General features: G+C 68.5%; 15 protein-coding genes. 4 read left to right on the top strand and 11 right to left on the bottom strand.

From position 1 onward, the window contains the following. On the bottom strand, window positions 1-646 hold a 646-nt coding region (locus Q8M82_RS09100; RefSeq protein WP_305691045.1), incomplete at its 3' end, for a fumarylacetoacetate hydrolase family protein. A gap of 240 nt (window positions 647-886) precedes the next feature. On the opposite strand from Q8M82_RS09100, the gene Q8M82_RS09095 reads away from it, so the two are divergent. Then, window positions 887-1,096 (top strand): cold-shock protein, encoded by a 210-nt coding sequence (locus tag Q8M82_RS09095; protein WP_066718201.1) that lies wholly within the window; start codon window positions 887-889, stop codon window positions 1,094-1,096. 207 nt (window positions 1,097-1,303) lie between these two features. On the opposite strand, the gene fhuF is transcribed toward Q8M82_RS09095, so the two are convergent. The 4 genes from fhuF to Q8M82_RS09075 form a co-directional block, all read right to left on the bottom strand. Beyond that, window positions 1,304-2,047 carry a siderophore-iron reductase FhuF gene (gene fhuF, locus Q8M82_RS09090; protein ID WP_305691044.1) on the bottom strand — a complete coding sequence of 248 codons (744 nt, stop codon included), beginning with the start codon at window positions 2,045-2,047 and terminating at the stop codon, window positions 1,304-1,306. Between the two features lie 8 nt (window positions 2,048-2,055). Next, the gene (locus tag Q8M82_RS09085) at window positions 2,056-3,291 is read right to left on the bottom strand and encodes an MFS transporter (protein ID WP_305691043.1); all 1,236 of its coding nucleotides are present in this window, start codon (window positions 3,289-3,291) and stop codon (window positions 2,056-2,058) included. After that, window positions 3,288-5,387 (bottom strand): TonB-dependent siderophore receptor, encoded by a 2,100-nt coding sequence (locus Q8M82_RS09080; RefSeq protein WP_305691042.1) that lies wholly within the window; start codon window positions 5,385-5,387, stop codon window positions 3,288-3,290. The genes Q8M82_RS09085 and Q8M82_RS09080 overlap by 4 nt, the downstream gene beginning before the upstream one ends. A gap of 233 nt (window positions 5,388-5,620) precedes the next feature. Beyond that, window positions 5,621-7,006, bottom strand: coding sequence for a multidrug effflux MFS transporter (locus Q8M82_RS09075; protein ID WP_305691041.1), 1,386 nt, complete (start codon window positions 7,004-7,006; stop codon window positions 5,621-5,623). A 96-nt stretch (window positions 7,007-7,102) separates the two neighbouring features. Between Q8M82_RS09075 and Q8M82_RS09070 the strand changes: the two genes are divergently transcribed. Further along, window positions 7,103-7,822 (top strand): hypothetical protein, encoded by a 720-nt coding sequence (locus Q8M82_RS09070; RefSeq protein WP_305691040.1) that lies wholly within the window; start codon window positions 7,103-7,105, stop codon window positions 7,820-7,822. 9 nt (window positions 7,823-7,831) lie between these two features. On the opposite strand, the gene Q8M82_RS09065 is transcribed toward Q8M82_RS09070, so the two are convergent. The 3 genes from Q8M82_RS09065 to Q8M82_RS09055 all read right to left on the bottom strand — a co-directional run bounded on the left by Q8M82_RS09065 (window position 7,832) and on the right by Q8M82_RS09055 (window position 11,321). After that, complete coding sequence (locus Q8M82_RS09065) at window positions 7,832-8,806, bottom strand: lysylphosphatidylglycerol synthase domain-containing protein (RefSeq protein WP_305691039.1); 975 nt, start codon at window positions 8,804-8,806, stop codon at window positions 7,832-7,834. A gap of 162 nt (window positions 8,807-8,968) precedes the next feature. Further along, window positions 8,969-9,544: a hypothetical protein gene (locus Q8M82_RS09060; protein ID WP_305691038.1), complete on the bottom strand. Its 576-nt coding sequence runs from the start codon at window positions 9,542-9,544 to the stop codon at window positions 8,969-8,971. A gap of 28 nt (window positions 9,545-9,572) precedes the next feature. Further along, window positions 9,573-11,321, bottom strand: a complete 1,749-nt coding sequence (locus tag Q8M82_RS09055; protein ID WP_305691037.1) for an ABC transporter ATP-binding protein/permease — start codon at window positions 11,319-11,321, stop codon at window positions 9,573-9,575. Window positions 11,322-11,505: 184 nt separating this feature from the next. Here Q8M82_RS09055 and Q8M82_RS09050 point away from each other — a divergent pair, with 184 nt between their 5' ends. Then, a complete protein-coding gene (locus Q8M82_RS09050; RefSeq protein WP_305691036.1) occupies window positions 11,506-11,814 on the top strand; it encodes a plasmid stabilization protein in 309 nt (102 codons plus the stop codon). A gap of 9 nt (window positions 11,815-11,823) precedes the next feature. Here Q8M82_RS09050 and Q8M82_RS09045 read toward each other — a convergent pair whose 3' ends face one another. The 3 genes from Q8M82_RS09045 to Q8M82_RS09035 all read right to left on the bottom strand — a co-directional run bounded on the left by Q8M82_RS09045 (window position 11,824) and on the right by Q8M82_RS09035 (window position 17,996). Next, entirely contained in the window at window positions 11,824-14,109 is a 2,286-nt protein-coding gene (locus tag Q8M82_RS09045) for an NADP-dependent malic enzyme (RefSeq protein WP_305691035.1), read from the bottom strand. A 140-nt stretch (window positions 14,110-14,249) separates the two neighbouring features. Continuing rightward, entirely contained in the window at window positions 14,250-16,082 is a 1,833-nt protein-coding gene (locus tag Q8M82_RS09040; protein WP_305691034.1) for a methyl-accepting chemotaxis protein, read from the bottom strand. Between the two features lie 78 nt (window positions 16,083-16,160). Beyond that, window positions 16,161-17,996: a methyl-accepting chemotaxis protein gene (locus Q8M82_RS09035; RefSeq protein WP_305691033.1), complete on the bottom strand. Its 1,836-nt coding sequence runs from the start codon at window positions 17,994-17,996 to the stop codon at window positions 16,161-16,163. Window positions 17,997-18,183: 187 nt separating this feature from the next. Between Q8M82_RS09035 and Q8M82_RS09030 the strand changes: the two genes are divergently transcribed. Continuing rightward, the coding region (locus Q8M82_RS09030) for a MutS N-terminal domain-containing protein (RefSeq protein WP_465248075.1) at window positions 18,184-19,279 on the top strand (1,096 nt) is incomplete at its 3' end.

Here is a 19,279-nt window from a genome sequence, read left to right as displayed (position 1 = left end):
CGCCCTCGAGCACATCGCCACGGACGACGGCGGCGACGCCCTCGGGCGTGCCGGTGAAGATCAGGTCGCCCGGGGCGAGCTCGACGAGGCTGGAGAGATAGGCGATCGTCTCAGGCACGTTCCAGATCTGCTTGGCGAGGTCGGAGCTCTGGCGCGGCACGCCGTTGACCACAAGCTCGATCTTGCCGGCGGCCGGGTGGCCGATCTGGCTGGCGGGGGCGATCTCGCCGACCGGGCCGGAGAGATCGAAGCCCTTGGCCATGTCCCAGGGACGGCCGGCCTTCTTGGCGGCGGCCTGGAGATCGCGGCGGGTCATGTCGAGGCCGGCGGCATAGCCGAAGACATGGGCGAGCGCATCGGCCTCGGCGATGTCCTTGCCGCCGGTGCCGATGGCCACGACCAGTTCCATCTCGTGATGGAGATCGGCGGTCTTGGTCGGGTAGGGCATGTCGGCGCCGTTGATCAGCAGCGCGTCGGCGGGCTTGGTGAAGAAGAAGGGCTCCTCGCGGTCGGGATCGCCGCCCATCTCGCGGGTGTGTTCGGCATAGTTGCGGCCGACGCAGAAGACGCGGCGCACCGGGAACATCCCGCCGCCCGCCACCGGCACGGCCGTTACCGCCGGCGGATCGATCACGTAAGTCGTCATGGGAGGCTCTCCTGCGCTCTTGTCGGCGTCGTTCATGCGTGAGCGCGGCGCAGCGGGCAAGGCCCCCGTCCGCGCCCGGCCTTGCTTCCGCGGCATGTCGCGCAGAGCGCCAGCGGCCGGTCGCCGCCGCGACTCAGATTCCCGTTGTGCGCCGCGTCATTGCAACCGGAGCGAATTGCCCCCTACAGTAGGTTCGGCTCGGCATGTGCCGGGCTGAACTGAGACTGAAGGAACAACGACGTGGCCACAGGGACTGTGAAATGGTTCAACGAAACCAAGGGTTATGGTTTCATCACGCCTGACCAGGGCGGGCAGGACGTGTTCGTGCACATCAGCGCGGTCGAGCGCTCCGGCATGCGCGGCTTGAACGAAGGCCAGAAGATCAGCTACGATCTCGAGGCGGACCGCAAGACCGGCAAGTCGTCGGCCGTCAATCTCAAGACGGCGTGAGTTGAAACCGAGACGGGAGGCCGATCGGCGGCGTCGCTTCCCGAGCCACTGCGAATCTCTCTCTATCTACCCGGACTGAAGACGATTCCCGGCATGCCCGTCGCCTCGATGGCGGCGGTGAAGGTTCCCGAAAGACCATGGCCGGGCCTCCGCGAGCGGACGTCGGCCATCCCCCTTCCCTCGTCCCGCTCCAGCCCTTCGCGGCGTTCACGCCGCGGCGGCACGCGCATGGCGGGGCAGCGGGCAGAACGACCCGCAGTCGGCCATGCCGGGCAGCAGATAGCGCAGACAGCAGATCTTGCGCTGGCAGCCTTCCATCGGCGCGAGCGCGGAGGGCCGCAAGGCGCCGTCGAGCGGGTTCTTCCGCCCCGCCGGCGTCAGGACCGAGGTCAGCAGCGCCTGCGCCGCGAGGAGGCCTTCGCGATCGACGCGCGGATCGGCCGCGCATTGCTGGACGCTCCAGGCCAAGCTGACGGCCGCATTGTTCCAGAGCAGCTTGGCCGCGACTCCGAAATGGGCCGCCAGCAGGGCGATCAGCGGCGAGAGATGCCCTTCGATGAGCGCCTCGAATCCCGCCTCGGCCCGGCAGGGCGCCAGCGGGCGATCCGGCGGGACCACGATGCCCGCCGTGCAGCCATTGTCGTGCAGGGCGAAGCGTCCCTCCTGCAGGGTGAGCGGCAGGGCGATTCCGGCCAGCAACTGGGCCACGGTGGCCGGGACGACGGTGTTGGAGAAGTGCCACTGGCTCCACATCGAGACGACGGCCCGCGGCTCGCCGCCGGGTTGCGTCGCCCCGAAGCGCTCGATCAGCTCGCGTAGCGTCGCCAACTCCAGCAGGCGGGGCCCCTCCAGATGAGGCGCCCCATCGTCGACGCGCAGGCTGCCGGCGAAGCGGGCGAGATCCCCGGCGAAGCAGCCCGCCAGATCGGACACCGTCAGGGCGGAGGCCACGACGCCCCTCAGCCCGAACGAGCGCGGGCGAAGCGCGGGATCAGCGTGGCTGCGACGGCGGCGAGCACGGCGGCGGCGGCGAAGCAGGCCGCATAGCCCAGCCTGTCGCCGGCAAACCCGGCGACGCGCCAGCCGACGAGGCTGACGATCGAATCCATGCTCTGGAACAGGGTGAAATCGACGCCGGCCTGGTCGAGCGAGGCGCGGCCCATCAGCTCTGAGTAAAGCGCGACGAAGCCGAGGGCGAGCGTGCCGGCCGAGGCGAGATAGATCGCCATCAGCGCCACCGGCGCATCGACTTTCAGATGGGCGAAGAGCGCGAAGCCGAGCATCACCAGCATCTGGATGCCCAGCGTCCAGGCCATCACGCGATAGGCGCCGATGCGGCGCAGGATCCAGCCGCCGCCGAGCGCGCCGGCCAGCCCGAGCGCGGTGACGCCGAGCCCGTTCAGCGTGCCGATGGCGGTGAGGCTGAGGCCGGCATCGACCAGGAAGGGCCCGACCAGCAGCATCGACACCTTCTGGCCGAGCACATAAAGCGCCACCAGCGCGAGCCCGGAGCGGATTTCGGGGCGCTTCAGGGCAAGCTTCAGGGATTGGGCAGGCGTGTCCTTCCGGGCCGCCACAGTGCCGTCCGGCGTCAGCAGGAACGGCGCCGCGAGCGCCACCAGCGCGCAGGCCATGACCAGCGTCGCCGGCCGCCAGCCCCAGTGGTCGATCAGCACCAGGAAGATGCCGCCGCCGATCGCCGAGCCGAGATAGGCGCCACCGACCTGAGCCGCATTGGCCCAGCCGCGGTCACGCTCGGCGAAGCTCTCGACCGCATGGCCGTCGCAGGCGATGTCGATGGTGGCGGAGGAGAAGGAGGCCACCATCATCGCCACCGTCAGCGGGCCGAGCGCGGTCGGGCCGATCAGCGCGCAGGCGACCACCGCGCCGACCGCAAAGGCTCCGAAGAGCGCGATCGTGCTGCGCGAGCGCCTGATACCGCCATGGGGCGAGCGGAAGCGCTCGATCGCCGGCGCCCAGAGGAACTTGAAGGACCAGGGCAGGACGGTGAGCAGGATGAAGGCGATGTCGTCGAGCGAGGCACCGCTCTTGCGCATCACCGCGGGCAGGCCCGTGAAGATGACGCCGCCGATGACGCTCTGCGCCACATAGAGGCCGCCCAGCCCGATGACGAGCCGGGCGACCGGGGCCCGCGGCGCAGCCCCGGCGATGCCCGCGCCCGCCGCCGCACTCACCAGCGGTACCGCAGGCTGGCGAGGACCTTGCGGCCCTGGTTGAAGTAGCAATAGCCGGCGGTGCAGACCTGATCGACCTTGTCGAGCAGGTTCTGGGCGTTCACCTGCGCGCTGATGCCCTTCAGCCGCGGATCGAGCTTCTCGAAATCATAGGTCAGCCGGGCATCGACATAGGCCGTCGCGCTGTTGCGGATGATCAGGCGATTGTAGTCGTCGCCGAAATTGGCGCCGGTGTAGCGAACGCCCGCGCCGAGCCCCAGGCCGCGCAGCGGGCCGGTCGCGATGTCGTAGCCAGCCCAGACCGAGAAGGCGTGCTTCGGGACGCTGTTGATCTGGTTGCCGACCGTGTCGGGTGAGAGCTTGGTGATCTCGGTGTCGGTATAGGCATAAGCAGCCTGCAGGCTGACCCCGTTGCCGAGCGAGGTCGTCGCGTCGATCTCGAAGCCGCGCGACTCGAAGTCGAGCTGGGTCTGGCGGTTTACCGCATCGACCACGGTGTAGACGATGCCGTCGGTCTGCTTCAGCCAGAAGACCGAGGCGTTGATGAAGGCGTTGTAGCCCGGCACGGCATATTTCACGCCGGCCTCCGCCTGCTCACCCTTGGTCGGCTTGGCGACGCCGCCATTCAGCACGGTGCCGGGATTGGGGTTGAAGGAGGTGCCGTAGCTGACATAGGGCGTCAGCCCGAAATCGGTGACGTAGCTCAGCCCGGCGCGGCCGGTGAAGGCGCCCTCATCCTGCTTCGAGGGCGCGGTGCCGGGCACCGCATAGCTGCTCGAGAGCCAGTCGTGCCGGCCGCTCAGCAGCAGGCGCCACGGCCCCATCTTCATTTCGTCCTGGAGATAGGCTCCGATCAGCGTCTGGCGCTGCTTCGTCGGCTCGGGCAGCGCCGGATCTGAGATGCTGGCGAAGTTGTAGCCGATGCGCGAGCCGTAGCTGGAGCGCCCGATATCGAGGCCGGTCAGCACCGTGTGGCTGACCGGACCGGTGCGCAGCAGCGTCTTGAGGTAGGTGTCGGTCGAGATCGCGTCGAGATCCTCCTTCACCCGCCCGGCATAGGTCGTCGTGCCGAACTTCTCGTCGGTCGAGAGCGTCGAGACGCGCAGGTTCTGGTGGAACGAGACCGTGTCCGAGAATTTGTGCTCGAACTCGTAGCCGATGCGGCCCTGCTTCTGGGTGAAGTCGTTATAGGTCGGGTTGAACAGGATGGCGCGCTTGGCGCCAATCGTCGGGAAGATAACCGTCCCGTCCCTGAGCCTGAATGTGCCGTAGTTGTTGTCATAGGCGGTGGAGCCGCCGGTCTGGGAATCCATGTACTCGCCGAGGATGGTGAGCTTGGTGCTGTCGTTCGGCTTGAAGGTGATGGCCGGCGCGATGAAGACGCGGTCGTCGGGGACGCCGGGCAGGCTGGTGTTGGAATTCCGCAGCAGGCCGGTGATGCGATAGAGAACCGTGCCGGCCTGATTGGCCGGGCCGCCGAGGTCGAAATTGATCTGCCGGCGGTTGAAGGATCCGCCCTGGATCTCGACCTCGCCGAACCTCGTCTCGGTCGGGCGCTTCGAGATCGCGTCGATGATGCCGACCGAGGCGCTGGCGCCATAGAGCGAGGAGGCCGGACCTTTGAGGATCGAGATCGACTCGATGCCATAGGGCTCCAGGCGGAACAGGCCGCTGGGGCTGTTGAAGTCCCGCAAGCCGTCGCGGAAGACGCCGGTATAGGTGATGTCGACGCCGCGGATGGTGAAGCTGTCGAAGCGCGGATCGAAGCCGTAGCCCCCCGTGCGGACGCCCGGGGTGTAGCCCAGCGCCTCCGTCAGCGACTGCGGGCGGCGCTCCTCCAGCTGCCTCTGGGTGACGGTGTTGATGGTCTGCGGCGTCTCCGCCACCGGCGTCTCGGTCTTGGTGGCGGTGCGGGTGGTCTTGGCGACGAAGCCGTCATTGGCCACGACGCCGGTGGCGCCGCTGCCGGCGCGGCGGGCCGCCTCACCCTGGACGACGATCTCGTCCAACTGTTCGACCCGCGCCTGCTGCGCGCTCGCCGGCAGGGTGGGAACAAGGGCGGCAACGGCCGACAGCGCCATGATCGAGCGGTTCATCCAACGTCTCCAGAAGGTCGGCTTTCCGGAGCCCTAGCCCAATGATGAACATTGGATCAACACAGAATTGGATCATAACTGTAAATAGACGTTTCAATACTTGATTAGAATAATTAAAAACAAAGATATGACGATTGGTAACATCGCATCGATCAGCGGAATTCGTTGATCGTCATATTTTAAACTTTTCACTTTTTTGCGCGAAACCATCGCCACGGTTCGCGCCGCCGAGCTCAGAGCCGCCCGGCCGCGGGGCGGAAGAGCCGGCCCCTCTCGGCCACCAGCACGATTGCGAGCGCCACGAGCCCGCAAAGGGCGAAGCCGAGCGTCAGCGGCACGACCGTGCCGTCGAAATGCTGGCCGATGTAGAAGCCCAGCAAAGCGCCGACGATCGTCGTGACGAAGCCCTGAACGGAGGAGGCCGTGCCGGCGACATGGCCGAGCGGGTCCATCGCCATGGCGCCGAAATTCGGTGCGACCAGCCCGAAGCAGAACATCGCACCGGCCTGGAACGCGGCGAAGCTCCAGAGCGATTCATAGCCCCACCAGGCGACCACGGCGTGCGCGCCGGTCAGGCCGATATAGACCAGCAGTGCGCCATGGGAGACGCGGCGCATGCCCAGCCGGCCGACGATGCGCGCGTTCAGCAGCGAGGCGGCCGCCATGAACATCGCGATCAGCGCGAAGATGGTGGTGAACCATTCGGGCGCGCGGAAGACGTCGACGAAGACCTGCTGGGCGGAATTGATGAAGCCGAAGAGGCCGCCGAGCACGAAGGCCATCGCCAGCATGTAGCCGACGGCGAGCCGCGTCGTCAGCGTCGTGCGGAAGGCGGCGACGACGGTCGCGACCTCGATGGGCTTGCGATCCTCGGGACTTTGCGTCTCGCGCAGGCTGAGGACGACCCAGAGCATCACCAGCGCACCGAAGATCGTCAGCACGCCGAAGATCCAGCGCCAGGGCGCCACCAGCAGGATCGCCTGGCCGATCGAGGGCGCGAGAATCGGCACGGCGAGAAAGACGATCATCGCCAGCGACATCACGCGCGCCATGTCGCGGCCGGAATAGCAGTCGCGCACGATCGAGACGACCAGCACGCGCGTCGCCGCCGCACCGATGCCCTGAACGACACGGGCCACCATCATCGCCTCGAAGGATCCGGCGAAGGCTGCGGCGACGCTGGCTGCGACATAGACGACGAGGCCGAAGAGCAGCACCGGCCGGCGGCCGAAGCGGTCGGACAAGGTGCCATAGACGATCTGTGCACAGCCGAAGCCGAGCAGATAGGCGGTGATGATCCATTGCCGGTCATTGGCCCCGGCGACGCCGAGCGCCTCCGCCATCTGCGGCAAGGCGGGCAGCATCGAGTCGATCGCCAGCGCATTGGCCGCCATCAGCGCGGCCATCAGCGCGACGAAGTAACGAAAGCTCATGCCGTGGCGGGGCCCGGCGGTCATGGAAGCGTCGGTCATGGCAGCCTGTCCGGGCGCCCTCGCCTGACGGCGGGCGCAGTGGTCGTAAGCCCCTGCCTGCCGCTCTAGGGCTTCGCGAAACGCGTGACAACCCGGCCTGTCCCGGTCTCGCCATGCGCAGGGCGCGTGAGGCTCGCGCCGCGTCATGCCCGGCTCAAGCCTCGTGCACGCATCACCGGTCGAAGGCTTCGTCGGCGGGCGGCAACCTGTTATCGTCCCGGCAGGCTGGGGAGCGGGGATACGATGGTCGAGACAGGGGCGACGCGACGTGTCGCCATGGCGCAAGGACTGATGACGGTCGAGGGTTCGCCCGACCGCTACGTCCAGGGACTGGGGCGATCGGTGCGCCTCGTCGCCGGGCGCCTGCGCATGGTGGCCGGCTTCGCCCTGCGCGACGGGCAGGTCGAGGATGCGTCGCGGATCGAGGGACAGGCCCGGCTCGTCGGAGACCGGCTGATGCGCGCGGGTTTTCCCGGGGAGGCCGCGTCGCTGGCGCTGACCGTCCGGCCGCTCGCTGCGACGGGGCAGGCCCGCGCCCTGCTGGTCCTGAGCTTTCGCGAGACCGAGGATCAGCCGGAGGGCGCCTATCTCGCCGAGATCTATGCGCCGCAGCGTGTGTTCGACGGTCTTGCCGGTGCCATCGCCGGAGGGCGGGGGCAAACGCTGTCGATCGCGGCGGTGACGAGCCTATGGGTGCGCGAGAGCGAGCGTGAAACCCCGCCCGGCGTAGCGCTGTCCTGGTTTCTGGGCATCGACGGCGATGGACGGGAGAGCGCGCCGGCGCGAGGGCTCGTCGAGAGCCTGGAATGGCATCCGAGCGGCGCCGACGAAGCCCCGCCCCCTCCCTCTTCCGGGGAAGAGCCCGCCGATGCGGTTCCGGACCTGCTCGCCCGGATCGACTGGAGCCTCAAGCAGATCGCGCTAGTCCTGATGTTCCTGCTGATCGTGGTGGCGCTGAAGTGAACCGCCGGATCAGCGCTCGTGCCGGCGGATGCGCCGGACCATCTCGTTGAGGGCCAGCAGCACCAGCGCCAGGATGAAGGGTAGGATGTAGTAGATGATGCGGAAGATCAGCAGCGCGCCGAGCACATGTTCGAAAGGCAAGCGGCTGAGCGCGACCAGCATCGTCGCCTCGAAGACACCCAGACCGCCCGGTGCATGGCTGGCGATGCCGACCAGACAGGCGAAGACGTAGACGGCGAGGAAGGTCGGGTAGTCGATGCCGTGGCCGCCCGGCAGCAGGACGAAGAGCACGGCCGCCGCCGCGCAGACCTCGGCCGCACCCAGGAACATCTGGCCGAGCGTGATGGCGAGGCCCGGCAGCGGCAGGTTCCAGCCGCGCACGCGGATGGTGCGCTCGCCGCTCGCGATCCAGATTAGATAGCCGATGGTGCCGATCGCCACCGCTGCTCCCACCGCCTGCACGACCAGCGGCGAGGTTCGCGCCAGCGTCGCGACCGAGGGCGTGGCATAGAAAAGGCTGACGCAGAGGATGGCGCCGAGGCCGAGCCAGAAGGTCAGGCCGGCGATGACGGTGAGGCTCGCCACCTCCGAGGCCCGCACGCCCTTGGGCGAATAGATCCAGTAGCGCACGGTGCCGCCGGTCACGATCGGGAAGCCCAGCGTGAAGGAGACCGAATAGCTGGTGAAGGAGGCGAGCGCCGTCGTGCGATAGGGGATCGACAGGCCGAGCCGCTTCAGCGCCAGCGCGTCATATCCGGTCAACAGCACATAACTCAGGGCCGTGAAACCACAGGCGAGCCCGAGCTGGCGCAGGCTGGCATTGGCGAAGGCGTTGGCGAGTTCGCCGGGTTCGATTTCCTGGACGATGTACCAGAGCACCACCAGCGAGGCGCCGAAGATGACGATGCTGGCGAGCGGCCCCAGCCACCACCAGCGGCTGCGCCGACGCGGCGGCATTCCAGGCTCGAGCGGGCCGAACGACATGCGCACTCATGGACGGTTCTGGCACCGGGCCGAAGGGCCGGCGGCGCCGATTGCGGACACGAGGCGCAAGCGGGCCCCGGCCGGAGACATAGCGCCTGCGCGCCAATGCACAAGGCGGACCGGCGCGACGAATACGCGCCATGATCCGCGCGCGGGGGCGCCTCAGCCCGTCTTGCGGAAGACGCGCAGCGTCTTGAAGGACGCCACCTCCTCGACCGGAGCGGTCTTGGCCCAGTCGGCGATGATGGGCTCGGCCGTCGCATAGGCGAAGGAGCCGGTGTAGAACAGCAAGTAGCCGCCGATGTCGGTCTGGTTCGTGAAGAGGTCGATCACTTCGCGATCCGTCAGAGCTCCATAGGCATCGTTCGCCTCGGTGCGGAACTCGCAGGCGTGGAACAGCGTGACGATGTCGAAGCGCGGCAGCAGCCTGGCATTGCTGGTGTAGATGTCGCCGAAATAGGCGCTGTAGGTCTTGGTGATGGTCGGGTTGCCGGTCGCGAGCTTGACGAAGGCGTCATATTCCTTCGGCGAGGCGGTGATGCCCAGCACGGTGCAGTCGAGCTCCGGCTCGGCGCAGCGGATGCCGACATAGTGATGGCCGCCGGTGCCGAAATGGTAGACGCGCTGGCCCGTGAGCCCGAGCTCCTCGAGCCATTCGACGAAATGCACGTCACAGGGGCATTGCTCGACGCGCAGCCCCCAATAGACGTCCCAGATGTTCATCGCGGCGTTGGTCATGGTCACAGGCTCCAGAAGGCGGTGAGGGTCATTCGATGGGGCCGGCATGCGCGGGCATGGCGGCGGCCGACGGATCGGCGACCGGACGAGGCGCTATGCGCACGACGCCGCCGGCGCGCTTCAGCAGCAGCCGATGGGTCGCCGCTTCGGCGAAGCCGGCGCCCTGACCGAAGGCGATGATGATGGCGTTGGGCCGCGCAGCGCGCAGATGGCCGAGCAGTTCGAGCGCGGCGTCCGTGTCGAAGGCGCTCGTGGCCTCGTCCAGCAGGACGATGTCGGGCTGCTCCAGCTCGGCCCGGGCCAGCGCGAGACGCTGCCGGTCGCCGGTGGCGAGTTCCCGGTCCCAGTCGCGGGTCTCGTCGAGCATGGGGGCGAGCGAGGAGAGGCCGTACCGGCGCAGGACCGTCTGAAGCTGATCCTCGGGCAAGGTGCGGCCGGTTTCGAGGATGGCGCGCAGGCTGCCTTCCGAGAGGTGCAGCTTGTGCGGCACGGCCGTGACGAAGGCGGCGGGCGGCACCCGGATCTCGCCGCGCCCCCAGGGCCAGAGGCCGGCCACGGCCTGGATCAGCGCGGCCTTGCCGAGCCCGAGCTCGCCCGAGACATGAAGGGTCGCACCGGGCGCCAGGACACAGGAGATGTCGGCGACGAGCGTTCGCCCGTCGCGGTCGATCAGGGTGACGTCTTCGAGATGCAGCTCGCCGTCGGCGCTCGGCGCGATCGCGAGATGCTCGCCCGGCGGCTCGTGGTCGACGCGCTCCAGCGCATCGGCCAGCTCGTTGACGCGCCTCGCCGCCGCCAGCCATTCGGCGATGCGCATGAAGTTGTCGAGCACCCAGTTGAAGGCGTTCTGCACGGCCACGAAGGCGGCGGCGACCTGTACGACGCCGCCCAGCGACATGTCCCCGGACAGGTATTTGGGCGCGGCCAGCAACAGCGGCACCACCGGCACCAGCGCGCCGCTGCCATTGGTGATCCAGGTCAGCCGGCCGCGCTGGCGGATCATGGCCAGCCAGCGGCCGACGAGACTGTCATAGGTCCGCGCGACGGCGCGGCGCTCGCCGGCCTCGGTCCGTGACAGGGCAATGGTCTCGCCATGGTCGCGGATCCGCATGAGCGAGAAGCGCAGGCGCGCCTCGCCCTCGTTGCGGGCGGCGATGAGGCCGGGCAGCTTGCGCCCGACCACCGTGATCAGCCCCGAGACCAGCACGGCATAGACGATCGCGGCGAGGACGAGATAGGCCGGAATCACCACCGTCGTGCCGCCCGCCTCGAAGGTCAGCGCGCCGCCGATTTGCCAGAGGATCTCGATGAAGGTGATGATGGTGATGACAGCCGAGAGCAGGCCGATCGCGAAATCGACCACCGGCTCGGTCGCCCAGCGCACGTCGTCGGCGATGCGGTATTCGGGATTGGCGGGCTCGTAGCCGGAGAGACTGAGCCGGAAGAAGCGGCGCTGCCCCACCCAGGAATCGGCCAGCCGCGCCGTCACCCATTGCCGCCAATGGACCTGGAACGTCTCGCGCGAGACCAGGATCACCACGCCGAGTCCCGCCACGATCAGCACCAGCACCGGGAAGACCGCCATGGCGATCAGCGCGCTCTCGCTGTCGCGCTTCTCCAGCGCGTCGAAGAACCAGCCGTTCCAACGGTTGACGGTGACGTTGGCGAAGACGGAGAGAATGATGGCGGTGGCGAGCAACAGGGACCAGAACCAGGCCCGGCCCGCGGTCTGCCCGCGCCAGAAGCCGCCGGTGAGCCGCGCGAAGCGCAACGCCACCTGCCGATCCCCGGGCACAGCCGCCACCCCCGGCACTCCGCTCGCCGCCTGCACGAACCGACAATCCCCAGCCGCCGGTTTTCCGGCCTTTGCCGACAGGCTGACTGGGGTCGAATGAACTCAGAATGAACGGGAACCACGCGGCGGAGGCGGCGTTCCCGCCTCAACAGCCAGGGAGGCCCCCATGCCACGCGGAGACAAATCCGCCTACACGGGCAAGCAGAAGCGCAAGGCAGCGCATATCGCGGAGAGCTACGAGGCGCGCGGCATCCCGCAGGACGAGGCCGAGCAGCGGGCCTGGGCCACCGTCAACAAGGAGAGCGGCGGCGGCAACAGGAGCGGCTCCGGGCGCGGCAAGCCGGACAACCACAGCGCCTCGAAGCGCGGCGGGGAGATCGGTGGCAAGGCATCCGCTGCGCGCAGTGCCGAGGAGCGCTCGGCCTCGGCCAGGAAGGCGGCCGCAACGCGCAAGAAGCGCGCGGCGGCCTCCTGAATCGAAGCCTCAGCCGCCGATGTTGAAGGCGGCGAGCGCCGCCATGTTGACGATGTCGCTGTCCTTAGCGCCGAGCGGCACGATCTGGATCGGCTTGTCGAGGCCGACGATCAGCGGGCCGATCACGGTCGATCCGCCGAGTTCCTGCAGCATCTTGGTCGAGATCGAGGCCGAGTGGAAGGCCGGCATGATCAGCACATTGGCCGGCCCGCTCAGGCGGCAGAACGGATATTGGGCCATCAGATCGCGATTAAGCGCCACGTCGGCGGCCATCTCGCCGTCATACTCGAAGTCGACACGCTGGGCGTCGAGCAGTTTCACCGCCTCGCGCACCTTTTCCGAGCGCTCGCCCGCCGGGTGTCCGAAGGTGGAAAACGCCAGCATCGCGACCTTGGGCTCATAGCCCAGCCGCCGGGCCACACCCGCAGCCTCGATCGCGATCTCGGAGAGTTCCTTGGCCGTCGGCATCTCGGTGATGGCGGTGTCGGCAACGAGCACCGTGCGCTCGCGCGAGAGCACGATCGAGACGCCGATGACGCGATGGCCGGGCTTCTCGTCGATGACACGGCGGACCTCCTCCAGCGCGATCGAGTAGTTGCGGGTCACGCCGGTGACCATCGCATCCGCATCGCCCAGCGCGACCATGGCGGCGGCGAAATGGTTGCGGTCCTGATTGATCAGGCGCTGGCAGTCGCGGAACAGGTAGCCCTGCCGCTGGAGGCGCTCATAGAGATACTGGGCATAGGCCGTGTTGCGCTTGGAGAGCCGCGCATTCTGGACCGAGATGCCCTTGGTCTCGAGGTCGATGCCGAGGAAGGTGGCGGTTTCGTAGACGCGCTCCTCGCGGCCGACCAGGATGGCGTGGCCGAGGCCCTGGTTGACGAAGGAGACGGCGGCGCGGATGACCTGCTCCTCCTCGCCCTCGGCGAAGACGACACGCTTGGGATAGCGCCGGACGCGCTCGAAGATGCGGTTCAGCGTGCCGGCGACGGGATCGCGCCGCGCCGAGAGCTGCGCCTTGTAGGCGTTCATATCGACGATCGGCTTGCCGGCGACGCCGGTTTCCATCGCCGCCTTGGCGACGGCCATCGGCACGACCTGGATCAGCCGCGGATCGAAGGGCACCGGGATGATGTAGTCCTTGCCATAGCGCGGCCGCGAGCCCTGATAGGCGGCGGCGACCTCGTCGGGCACGTCCTCGCGGGCGAGAGAGGCCAGTGCCTCGGCGGCGGCGATCTTCATCTCCATGTTGATGGTCTTGGCGCGCACATCGAGCGCGCCGCGGAAAATGAAGGGGAAGCCGAGGACGTTGTTGACCTGGTTGGGATAGTCGGAGCGGCCCGTCGCCATGATGGCGTCGTCGCGCACGGCGTGGACCTGCTCCGGCGTGATTTCCGGATCGGGATTGGCCATGGCGAAGATGATCGGGTCCTTCGCCATCGAAGCGACCATCTCGGGCGTCACCGCGCCCTTCTGCGACAGGCCGAAGAAGGCGTCCGCCCCGTCCAGGGCCTGAGCCAGGGTGCGCCGGTCGGTCACGGCCGCATGGGCCGATTTCCACTGGTTCATGCCCTCGGTGCGACCCTGGTAGATCACGCCCTTGGTGTCGCAGAGGATGACGTTGTCGGGTTTGAAGCCCATCGCCTTGAGCAGCTCGGTGCAGGCGATCGAAGCGGCCCCCGCGCCGTTGATGACAAGGCGGGTCGTCTTGACGTCGCGCCCGGTGAGATCGAGCGCGTTGATCAGCCCGGCGGCGGCGATGATCGCCGTGCCGTGCTGGTCGTCATGGAAGACCGGGATGTCCATGAGCTCGCGCAGGCGCTGCTCGATCATGAAGCATTCGGGGGCCTTGATGTCCTCGAGATTGATGCCGCCGAAGGAGGGGCCGAGATAGCGCACCGCCTCGATGAACTTGTCGGCATCCTCGGTGTCGACCTCGAGATCGATCGAATCGACGTCGGCGAAACGCTTGAACAGGACGGCCTTGCCCTCCATCACCGGCTTGGAGGCGAGCGCGCCGAGATTGCCGAGGCCGAGGATCGCGGTGCCGTTCGAGATCACCGCGACGAGGTTGCCGCGCGCCGTGTAGTCATAGGAGCGGGTCGGATCTTCCGCGATCGCGAGTACCGGCACGGCGACGCCCGGCGAATAGGCGAGAGACAGATCGCGCTGCGTCGCCATCGGCACCGTCGCGACGATCTCGAGCTTGCCCGGACGACCCTCCGAGTGAAAAAGCAGGGCTTCCTGGTCCGTGAAAGTGGGGCGGGTGCGTTTGATCGGCGGCTGCTCGGGCATGGGATTGTTCTTTTTTGTCGGCGTTTCCTGGGGAGGCGGACCATAGGCAAGCGCTCCCGCGGCCACAAGCCGGGGTGGCGGGGATCACGCATGCGGGCGCAGGCGGTTGCCGGCGGCACAGGGGGACGAGCGGCCCGTTTTCAGAGCTGGCGGCGGACGCTGGCGACGAACTGACCGACATAGACGTCGAGTGCGCCCGTCTTCTCCTCGACGGTACGCGCCGCTTCGACGACGAGACGCGCGGCCTCGCCCGTGACATGAGCCTCGTCGCCAACCGAGCCGACATTGCTGGTCACCAGCACGGCATTGCCGGCGACGGCCTGCGCATCGGCCGCAATGGTGGATGCGAGATCCGCCTGCCGGTTGACGACGCGGGCGATGACGCCGGCGTTCTGCTCCATGTCGCCCATGGTTCGGTCCATGAAGGCGACCGCGCCCGAGGCCGTCGCCGCGGCGGCCCGGATGTCCTGGAGCGTCGCGGCGATGTCACGCGTCGCCTTCTGCGTCTGCTCGGCGAGGTTCTTGACCTCGCCTGCCACGACCGCGAAGCCGCGACCGGCGGCGCCGGCGCGCGCGGCCTCGATGGTGGCGTTGAGGGCCAGCAGATTGGTGCGCGAGGCGATGTCCTCGATGAAGTTCAGCACGCTGCTGGCCTTGTCGGCCGCGGTTTCGAGCCCGGCGACATCGCGCTGCGAGTCGCGGACGTAGCAGGCCGCCTCATGGGCCGAGCGGTCCGCATGGTCCGCCTGGCGGTTCAGCTCGCGGATCGACGCATCGATCTCCTCGGCCGCCTGCGCGACGCTGGCGATGCGGCCCGAGGCGCTTTCGACCTCCTGCGTCGCCGCGACCGCCCGGCTCGTCGTGTTGTCGGCGCTTCGCATCATCGCGCTCGCGGCCTCGTGCATGCTGCGGGCCGAGCGGGCGACGTCACCCAGCGCCTTGCCGACCGTGACTTCGAGCTGGCCCGCGAGCTCGTCGAGTTGCCGGCGGCGGGAAGCTTCGATTTCGGCACGTCGCGCCTCGAGCGTCTGCTCGTCGGTCACGTCGAACAGGATGCCGTCCCAGATCATCGTGCCGTCTGGCAGGCGTCGCATCGTCGCCTCGCTGCGCAACGCGACGATGTGCCCGTCCTTGCCATGGTAGCGCAGATGCAGGCGCCAGTTGTCGCTCGGGTCGAAGCCGTCCCGGCAGGCCTCCTCGAAGCGGGCGCGATCCTCCGGGATCATGCGATCGATCCAGACCTTCGCGTCGCGCTCGACATCCTCTTGCTTCAGCCCCAGCAGATCGCCGAGCTGGAAGGAGGCGAACCGGTAGCTGACGCGGCCGTCGGGCGAAAGGATGCGCTGATAGAGCGTGCCGGGAACGCGTTCTGCCAGATTGCGGAACCGATAGGCCATCTCGCGGCGCTCGGCGTCGATCAGAACGATCAGCGCGCCCAGCGTCGCGCCGGCCACATTGACGACCAGTGTCGGCGGCAGCGCCTGGGTGTAGACCGTCCAGATCATCCCGGCATCCGGCAGCAGCAGCGGCGTCGGCAGCAGGACGGCGGCGGCGGCGAGCGCGATCAGGGGGATGTCGCTTCTGACGATGCTGCGCTCGCCGCGCGGCCTGCGCCAGTAGATGGCGAGGCCGAAAGCCCCGCTGAGGAGGATGCCGGCGATGCCCATGGTCATGCCCGAGCCGCCCTGCCAGAAGCGCAGCAGCGACAGCGGCAGCACCGTGGCGCCGGCGGCAAGCGGCCCGCCGACGACACCGGCGAGCAGCGCCGCGATGTTGCGGGAGCTGACGCTCACCCCCGGCGCGATCATGAAGGGGTGCGCCATGCTGGCGAGGCCCGCAGCCGCGAAGAGCAGGCCGACCACCACCGCGCGCAACATCGTGTAATGCGCGATCCTCGCCGTCACGACGGTCACGGCGAGCGCGGCCAGCAGAATGAAGGACAGGCTCTCGACGAGCGCGATGACCAGCTGCATCAGCAGGCCCCCGACGAGGGCCGGAGCCGGCCGATCGGAGCGGGAGCAAGATAGCCAGGCGCTCGCATGGCGGGCTCCCTAGAGCCTGCGCCGCAGGCTGCCGACGAACTCGCCGACATAGCGGTCGAGCGAGGCGGTCTGCTCGTCGACCTTGCGGGCGACATCGAGAACGCGCTCGGCGGCGTCGCCCGTGACGGAGACCTCCTCGGCCACCGAGCCGACGCTGGATGTGACGGCGGTGGTGCTGCCCGCCACCGCCTGCGCATCGGCAGTGATGGTGGACGCGATGTCGGCCTGGCGGCTGACGACCCCGGCGATCGCGCCCGAGGTCTGCTCGATCGTCGTCATCGTCGCCTCGATCTGGGCGACGGCGTCGGACGCGGTCGCCGCGGCGCCGCGAATGTCCTGGAGCGTCGCGGCGATGTCACGCGTCGCCTTCTGCGTCTGCTCGGCCAGATTCTTGACCTCGCCCGCCACGACCGCGAAGCCGCGACCGGCGGCACCGGCGCGCGCGGCCTCGATCGTGGCGTTGAGGGCCAGCAGATTGGTGCGCGAGGCGATATCCTCGATGAAGTCCAGCACCGAGCGGACCTTGTCGGCCGCGGCACCGAGCCCGGCGACGTCCTGTCGGGTCGTGCGGACATAGCTCGCAGCATCCCGCACCGTCTGGTCGGCATGGGCGGTCTGGCGCGTCAGTTCGCGGATCGAGGCCTCGATCTCCTCGGCGGCGATGGCCACGCTGCCGACGCGGCGGGAGGCGAGATCGGCCTGGCGGGTCACCTCACCCGCCCGCAACGCCGTGTTGTGGGCGCTGCCCGCCATTGCGTTGGCGGCGTCATGCATGCCGCGGACCGAGGATGCGACCTCCTGGAGGGCCCTGCCGACTTTCGCCTCGAGCTGCACCGCGAGCTCCTCGACGGCGGCCTTGCGATCCTCGTCCATCTCCTGGCGCTGCTGGGCCAGCGTGCGTTCGGCGGTCACGTCGGTCATGATGCCGTCCCAGCAGATCGATCCGTCCGAGAGACGCCGCGGTGCCGCGTCCGTCCGCAACCAGATCAGCGAGCCGTCGTCGCGGATATGCCGTGCCTCGAAGCGCCAGGGCTTGAGGGTCCGCTCGGCCACCGCGGCGGCGTTGGCTTTGGCCAGAAACTCCCGATCCTCGGGGACCATCCAGCGCAGCCAGCTTTCCGGGTGGCGCTCGACCTCCTCGCGCGTCACGTCGAGGAACTGTTCGATGCGGGAATTGGCCAGCTTGTGCTGGATCGTGCCGTCCGGTCGCAGGATTTTCTGATAGATCACGCCCGGCATGTTGGCCGTACAGGCCTCCAGCCGCAGCATCGCCTCGACGCGTTGATGGTCGCTCTTGATGATGAAGCCGATCAGCAAGGCGCCAACGACGTTGACCGCCGTGGCCGCCGGTCCCGAGATCGCGACGATCAGGTCCCAGGCGCGCGGAAAGGGCACATAGGCGGTGATGACCGCGATCGGCATCCAGGCCGCCACGAGGCTCAACCCGACGAAGCCCCCCATGGTCAGGCTGCGGGCCGTGCGCCTGAGCCAGAGCGAGACGCCCAGCCCGATGAGGGAGCACAGCACCAGCCCGACGACGCCGGCTTCCGCTCCCACCCCTCCGATATAGAGCCGCACGCAGGCCAACCCCGCGGTCGAGATCGCGGCGGCGACCGGGCCGCCGAGAGGACCGGCAAGAACCGCGGCGATGTTGCGGAAATCGAGCAGGATGCCAGGCTCGACGACGATCGGATCGAACATGCTGGCGCTGCCGCCGGCCGCGATGATCACGCCGACGACGATCTGACTGAGCCGAGGGTAGTCACCCAGCCGCTGCATCGCGAGCGGCACCAGCACGGCCGCGACGATGAGGTACCCGAGACCCCTGGTCAGTTCCAGTAGCATATCGTCAGGCCTGCTGCGGCTGAGAACGGCGTCCGCATGATCTACCGCGATTGCTGCTAACGAATCCTGAACCTTGTTGCGTTGCAGGATCACGCCACGCGCATCCACACCAAATTGGGCGCCAAACGGGACGGCCCGGCTTCCCGCGGTTCCCAATACGGGCCCGAAACGCTAGCGTCCCGCCACAATGCACCGCGCCAGCCCGTCCCTCGCCGATCCCGCCGATCGGCCCGCCTCGCTCGTGGCCGCAGGCCGCGAGGACAGTCCGCGCGTCACGCCGATGATGGCGCAGTACATCGAGATCAAGGCCGCCAATCCCGACTGCCTTCTGTTCTATCGCATGGGCGACTTCTACGAGCTGTTCTTCCACGACGCCGAGATCGCCTCGCGGACGCTCGGCATCGTGCTGACCAAGCGCGGCAAGCATCAGGGCGACGACATCCCGATGTGCGGGGTGCCGGTCGATCGCGCCGACGACTATCTGCAGCGGCTGATCGCCGCCGGGCACCGCGTCGCCGTCTGCGAACAGATCGAGGATCCGGCGGAGGCGAAGAAGCGGGGGCCGAAATCCGTGGTGCGGCGCGACGTGGTGCGCCTCGTCACGCCCGGCACCATCACCGAGGAGCGCCTGCTCGAACCCGGCCGCGCCAGCCTGCTGGTCGCCGTCGCCAGGCGCAAGCTCGGCGACGCCAGCGCCCTCTACGGGATCGCCGCGATCGACATCTCGACAGGGCGGTTCAGCGTCATGGAGGCACCGCAGGAGCGGCTCGCGATCGAGTTCGCCCGGCTCGAGCCGCGCGAGATCGTCTGCCCCGACGCGATCCATGACGATCCGGCCCTGCGGGCCTTCTGGCTCGACCTCGGCCTGCCGGTCACCCCACTGGCCCGCGAGGGGCTCGACGCCGCCTCGGCAGAGCGGCGACTCAGGGAGTTCTTCGGCGTCGCCACGCTCGACGCTTTCGGCCAATTCAGCCGCGCCGAGATCGCGGCCGCCGGTGCGGCGCTCGCCTATGTCGAGCGGACGCAATTCGGCGCCCGCCCGCCGCTTTCGCCGCCCGTGCGCGATTCCGGCTCCGACACGATGCTGATCGATGCGGCGACACGGGCCAATCTCGAACTGACGCGAACCCTGTCGGGCGAACGGGGCGGCAGCCTGCTCGCGACGATCGACCGCACGGTGACGCCCGGCGGGGCACGGCTGCTGGCCGAGCGCCTGGCCGGGCCGCTGACCGACCCGCAGGCGATCGCGGCGCGCCATGACGCGGTGGCCGCGCTCGTGGCCG

It is taken from the genome of Allobosea sp. (assembly GCF_030694325.1).
Taxonomy (GTDB): Bacteria; Pseudomonadota; Alphaproteobacteria; order Rhizobiales; family Beijerinckiaceae; genus Allobosea.
Note: the sequence above shows the minus strand (reverse complement) of the source record. Positions and strands in the feature narration are given on the sequence as shown.